This window comes from Variovorax sp. E3 (assembly GCF_016082275.1).
Classification (GTDB): Bacteria; Pseudomonadota; Gammaproteobacteria; order Burkholderiales; family Burkholderiaceae_C; genus Variovorax.
Window position 1 is genome coordinate 1 of record NZ_MOWM01000259.1, and the last position, 6,098, is coordinate 6,098.

General features: G+C 67.4%; 4 protein-coding genes and 1 pseudogene. All 5 read left to right on the forward strand.

All coding sequences use genetic code 11. The annotated features are described in order from the left end of the window. Positions 1-127 precede the first annotated feature (127 nt). Positions 128-1,675, forward strand: coding sequence for an urea ABC transporter permease subunit UrtB (gene urtB / locus BMG07_RS39320; protein ID WP_198089018.1), 1,548 nt, complete (start codon positions 128-130; stop codon positions 1,673-1,675). Next, a pseudogene (gene urtC / locus BMG07_RS39325) lies at positions 1,672-2,897 on the forward strand (urea ABC transporter permease subunit UrtC). Before urtB ends, urtC begins: the two are co-directional and overlap by 4 nt. Beyond that, complete coding sequence (gene urtD, locus BMG07_RS39330) at positions 2,894-3,772, forward strand: urea ABC transporter ATP-binding protein UrtD (RefSeq protein ID WP_198089019.1); 879 nt, start codon at positions 2,894-2,896, stop codon at positions 3,770-3,772. Before urtC ends, urtD begins: the two are co-directional and overlap by 4 nt. A 338-nt stretch (positions 3,773-4,110) precedes the next feature. After that, positions 4,111-4,803 (forward strand): urea ABC transporter ATP-binding subunit UrtE, encoded by a 693-nt coding sequence (gene urtE, locus BMG07_RS39335; protein WP_198089020.1) that lies wholly within the window; start codon positions 4,111-4,113, stop codon positions 4,801-4,803. 88 nt (positions 4,804-4,891) lie between these two features. Beyond that, positions 4,892-6,098 (forward strand): MFS transporter (locus tag BMG07_RS39340; protein ID WP_198089021.1); only part of this gene is annotated, 1,207 nt, incomplete at its 3' end.

A 6,098-nucleotide genomic window follows, 5' to 3' on the forward strand; every position in this document is an offset into this window, starting at 1 on the left:
AGTCGAGCACTGCGCTTGTTCAGGCGCCGCGTGCCCCCACCCCAACCCTCCCCCGGAAGGGGAGGGAGCCAATCCAACTTCCAGTTTCATGATGCTTCGACGAACACTTCACTGCGCCTTCGCCGCCATGCTCCTCGTGGCATCGGCCGCCCATGCGCTGACCGCCGAAGAAGCCAAGGCCATCGCCTCGGGCGAGTCCGAAGCCCGCATTGCCGCGCTCAACAAGGCCGTGCTCACGGCCGACGACAAAACAGCAGCCTTCATCCAGGCCATGTCCGACGACGCGGTCAAGTACACCGAGGACAAGGTCTTCGTGATGAAGGACGACAAAGGGCATGACCCCGTCACCGGCGCCGAGCTGAAGGTGCCCGACACCGCCGAGGACGTCGTCAACAACAACCTCATGCGCGGCGCGCTCGATGCCGCGCAGGCCGCGCTCAAGCTCACGAGCAAGGACGACGCGGTGCGCGCCGAAGCCGCGCAGGCGCTGTTCAAGGAGCCCGACGAATCGCGCGTGCCCATGGTCGAGAAGGCGCTGGCCGCCGAGACCAATCCGAAGATCAAGGCGCAGCTCGAACTGGTGCGCGCCGCCAGCATGCTCACCAGCGCCGACAAGGCCAAGCGCCTCGTTGCCGCGAAAGAGCTGGGCAACAACCGCAACCCCGACACCAAGCTGCTGCTCAACCAGCGCCTGGCCGACGAGACCGAGGCCGACGTCAAGGCGGCCATCGTCGCGTCCATTGCCAGCATCGACGGTTCGCTGGTCTGGGGCGACCGCATCAACGCCGTGTTCAGCGGCATCAGCCTGGGCTCGGTGCTGCTGCTCGCGGCCCTGGGCCTGGCCATCACCTACGGGCTGATGGGCGTCATCAACATGGCGCACGGCGAGCTGATGATGATCGGCGCCTACGCCACCTACGTGATGCAGGGCCTGTTCCAGAAGTACATGCCCGAGTCGATGTTCGGCTGGTACCTGGTGGCGGCCATTCCCGTGTCGTTCCTGGCGTCGGCATTGGTCGGCGCCATTCTCGAACGCGGCGTGATCCGCTTCCTGTACGGCCGTCCGCTCGAGACGCTGCTGGCCACCTGGGGCATCAGCCTGATGCTCCAGCAGCTCGTGCGTTCGCTGTTCGGCGCGCAGAACGTCGGCGTCGAGAACCCCGGCTGGATGAGCGGCGGCTTCACCATGCTGAGCAACGTCACGCTGCCGTGGAACCGCATCTGCATCGTCATCTTCGCGGCGCTGGTGCTGCTGGCCATGGGCTGGCTCATCAGCCGCACGCGGCTGGGCCTGTTCGTGCGCGGCGTCACGCAGAACCGCCCCATTGCCTCGTGCATGGGCGTGAACACCGCGCGCATCGACACCTATGCGTTTGCGCTCGGCTCCGGCATCGCGGGCCTGGCGGGCTGCGCGCTGAGCCAGATCGGCAACGTCGGCCCCGACCTGGGCCAGAGCTACATCGTCGACAGCTTCATGGTGGTCGTGATGGGCGGCGTGGGCCAACTCGCGGGCACCGTGTACGCAGCGCTGGGGCTGGGCATTCTCAACAAGTTCATCGAAGGCTGGGCGGGCGCGGTGCTCGCGAAGATCGCGGTGCTCGTTTTCATCATCATCTTCATCCAGAAGCGCCCGCAAGGCATCTTCGCGATGAAAGGCCGGAGCGCCGAGGCATGAGCAAGGTCGTACTTCCCACCAAGGGCCCGCTGCTGAGCGGCAAGGGCTGGACGGCCTTCTTCGTCGCACTCATCGTGGTGTGCGCCGTGGCGCCCATGCTCAACATGTGGGTGCCCGTCGGCAGCCCGCTGCACATGAGCGACTACGCGGTGGCGCTGGTCGGCAAGATCATGTGCTACGCCATCTGCGCGCTGGCCATGGACCTGATCTGGGGCTACACCGGCATCCTGTCGCTGGGCCATGGCCTGTTCTTCGCGCTGGGCGGCTACATGATGGGCATGTACCTCATGCGCCAGATCGGCCGCGACGGCAACTACAAGAGCGACCTGCCCGACTTCATGGTGTTCCTCGACTGGAAGGAACTGCCCTGGCACTGGACTTTCAGCGGCAGCTTCGTGATGACGCTGGTGATGATCGTCGCGGTGCCCGGCATCATCGCCTTCGTGTTCGGCTTCTTCGCCTTCCGCTCGCGCATCAAGGGCGTGTACTTCTCGATCATCACGCAGGCCATGACCTTCGCGGCCATGCTGCTGTTCTTCCGCAACGAGACGGGCTTCGGCGGCAACAACGGTTTTACCGACTTCAAGCGCATCCTGAACATCCCGATCGCCACGCAGGAAATGCGCATGACGCTGTTCGCGCTCACGGGCGCCACGCTGCTGGGCTTCTTCCTGTTCGCCAAGTGGCTCATCGGCAGCAAGTTCGGCCGCGTGCTGCAGGCCATTCGCGACGCCGAAACACGCGTGATGTTCTCGGGCTACAACCCGCTGCCGTACAAGCTCACGATCTGGGTCATCTCGGCCGTCATGTGCGGCGTGGCGGGGGCTCTGTACGTGCCGCAGGTCGGCATCATCAACCCCGGCGAGATGAGCGCGGCCAACTCCATCGAGATCGCGATCTGGGCCGCGGTGGGCGGGCGCGCGACGCTGATCGGGCCGATCATCGGCGCGTTCATCGTCAACGGCGCGAAGAGCTGGCTCACGGTGGCGTATCCGGAGTACTGGCTGTACTTTTTGGGCGCCTTGTTCATTGCCGTCACGCTCTTCTTGCGAACGGCATCGTGGGCTTGGTGCGCAAGTGGCTGTCGCGGGAGAAGAGGAAGGCCGCGCCGGCGGAAGCGGCGCCTGTGCAGGAGGCACGCCGCGCCGTCGCGGCGGAGCAGGGCGTCGAGCCCGACGCGCTTGCATCGCTGCCCGTCGACGCGAAGGGAGCCCGCGCATGACGCCCGACCTGATGGAAGCCGGCGCCGAGCGCGTGGCACGCGCCCACGGCATGCCCTACGCGAGCGGCAGCACCGAGTCGGGTGGCCGGGCCGCCGACTTCGGCCGCCACGTCACGCCGGGCGAGGTCGACGTCACGCACGGCCGCATCCTCTACCTCGAAGACGTGAGCGTGAGCTTCGACGGCTTCAAGGCCATCAACAACCTGTCGCTCGACATCGCCCCCGGCGAGCTGCGCTGCATCATCGGCCCGAACGGCGCGGGCAAGACCACGATGATGGACATCATCACCGGCAAGACCCGGCCCGACTCGGGCACCGTGTTCTTCGGCAGCACCATCGACCTGCTGCGCCACCGCGAGGCCGACATCGCGCAACTGGGCATCGGCCGCAAGTTCCAGAAGCCGACGGTGTTCGAGCACCTGACCGTGTTCGAGAACCTCGAGCTCGCGCTCAAGACCGACAAGGGCGTGCGCGCGTCGATGCTGTTCAGGCTCGACTCGGCGCAGAGCGACCGCCTGGCCGAAGTGCTGGCAACCATCCACCTGGCCGACAGCGTCTCGCGCCTGGCCGGCAACCTGAGCCACGGCCAGAAGCAGTGGCTCGAGATCGGCATGCTGCTGATGCAGGACCCGAAGCTGCTGCTGCTCGACGAGCCCGTGGCCGGCATGACCGACGAGGAAACCGCGCGCACGGCCGAGCTGTTCCTCACGCTCAAGGGCAAGCATTCGTTGATGGTGGTGGAGCACGACATGAGCTTCATCCGCACCATCTCCGAGATCGTGACCGTGCTGTGCGACGGCTCGGTGCTCGCGCAGGGCACGCTCGACGAAGTGCAGGCCGACGAACGCGTGATCGAGGTCTACCTTGGGCGTTGAACTGGTCGCGGCGGTTGTCAGGGGCTCGGCGGCGGGGGCTGCGCCCTTGGGCGGCCGACGTCACCGGCCGCTGCGCGGCTGCCCTGCGCTGCTCGCGCCGGGCGGGGTCTCGCCCAAACTCGCTTCGCTCAAACAAGGGCGAGCCCTGATCCGCCCGTCGCTGCGCTGCTCGGCGGTGCCTCAACGGCCGCCCAAGGGCACAGCCCCCGCCGCCGTGGACAGAGCTGCTGTGCATCCCTTGAATTCCTCCCTCTCCCTCCGGGAGAGGGCTGGGGTGAGGGCCGACCGCGCCGTGCCGCGTACCGGGCGCTCCCGATAGAACAAAAGGACGGCTGAAAATGCTGACAGTCAAGAACATCCACCAGTACTACGGCGGCTCCCATATCCTGCGGGACGTGAGCTTCGAGGCGACACTGGGCAAGGTCACCGTGCTGCTGGGCCGCAACGGCGTGGGCAAGACCACGCTGCTCAAGTCGCTCATGGGCCTCGTGCCCATCAAGAGCGGCAGCATCGAGCTCGAAGGCAAGCCGATCCACAAGGCGACGCCTTATGACAGGGCTCGGGCCGGCATCGGCTTCGTTCCCCAGGGCCGCGAAATCTTCGCCCGGCTCACCGTCGAAGAAAACCTGCGCATGGGCCTGGCCTACAAGAGCGGCAGCACACCTGTTCCGGCCGAGCTGTTCGAGCTGTTCCCCGTGCTCAAGCAGATGATCAACCGCCGGGGCGGCGATCTCTCCGGCGGCCAGCAGCAGCAGTTGGCCATCGCGCGGGCACTCGCGCCCAAGCCGCGCCTGCTGATCCTCGACGAGCCCACCGAGGGCATCCAGCCCAGCATCATCAAGGACATCGGCCGCGTCATCCGCATGCTGGCCGACCGGGGCGACATGGCCATCGTGCTGTGCGAGCAGTACTACGACTTCGCCCAGGAACTGGCCGACGACTACCTCGTGATGGAACGCGGCGAGGTCATCGCGCGCGGGCTCGGCAAGGACATGGAAGCGCAGGGCGTGCGCCAACTGGTCGCAATCTGACGCAACTGCAAGCAAGAATTCAGGGTTTACCCTAAAATCGCGCTTTGCCCGCGCACGCCGGGCGATCTCCCGCCAGGAGCCCCCGGTCTTGAACGCCACCCCACCCACGCTCAGCAGCGCGGAAGCCTCTGCTGTTACCGCTACCACCCCCACGGCCCATTTCGGCCGTGCATTGTTCGCGCTCGGCGTCGGCGGCTTCGCCATCGGCACCGGCGAATTCGTGATCATGGGCCTGCTGCCCGAGGTCGCGAAGGACATCGACGTGACCATCCCGCAAGCCGGCCACGTCATCAGCGCCTATGCGCTCGGCGTCGTCATCGGCGCGCCGGTGCTGGCCGTGCTCGCGGCGGGGTGGGGCCGCCGCACCCTGCTGATCGCGCTGATGGCCGTGTTCGCGCTCGGCAACTTCGCCAGCGCCCTCGCACCCGACTACCTCTCGCTGAACCTGCTGCGCTTTGCCACCGGGCTGCCGCACGGCACCTACTTCGGCGTGGCCGCGCTGGTGGCGGCCGCGCTGTCGCCGCCCGACCGCCGCGCGCGTGCCGTGGGGCTCGTGATGCTGGGGCTCACGGGTGCCACGCTGGTCGGCGTGCCCATCGCGGCGTGGCTCGGCCAGGTCTTCGGCTGGCGCGCGGCCTTCGTCTTCGTCGGCTTGATCGCGCTGCTGGCCATCGTGCTGGTGCGCCGCGACATTCCGAACATCGCGCCCGCGCCCGGCGCCAGCCCCTGGCGCGAACTCGGCGCGCTCAAGCGCAAGCAGGTGTGGTTCACGCTCGGCATCGCGGCCATCGGCTTCGGCGGCATGTTCTCGGTGTTCAGCTACATCAAGCCCACGCTGATCGAGGTGGCCGGCCTGCCGCTGGGCGGCGTGCCTTTCGTGCTCGCGCTGTTCGGCCTGGGCATGGTGGTGGGCAACCTCGTCGGCTCGCGGCTGGCCGACAAGTCGCTGATGCGCACCATCGGCGGCGTGATGGCTTATGCGGCGCTGGTGCTCGCGGTCTTCACCTTCTCCGCGCACAACGTGGTGGCGGCGTCGATCAACGTGTTCCTGATCGGCACGACCGTGGCCATCGGGCCGGCGCTGCAGATCCGCCTCATGGACGTGGCCGGCGACGCGCAGACGCTGGCGGCCGCGCTCAACCACTCGGCCTTCAACATGGCCAACGCGCTGGGCGCATGGCTCGGCGGCGTGGCGATTGCCGCGGGCCTGGGCTGGACCTCGACCGGCTGGGTCGGCGCGCTGCTCGCGCTGGCGGGCCTGGGCATCTTCGGCTGGGCGATTGCCAGCGCGCGCG

What these genes read in the sequence shown, in the direction of transcription:
- urtB (WP_198089018.1), top strand. Translation starts at nt 128, where the DNA reads ATGCTCCTCGTGGCATCGGCCGCCCATGCGCTGACCGCCGAAGAAGCC.
- urtD (WP_198089019.1), top strand. Translation starts at nt 2,894, where the DNA reads ATGACGCCCGACCTGATGGAAGCCGGCGCCGAGCGCGTGGCACGCGCC.
- urtE (WP_198089020.1), top strand. Translation starts at nt 4,111, where the DNA reads ATGCTGACAGTCAAGAACATCCACCAGTACTACGGCGGCTCCCATATC.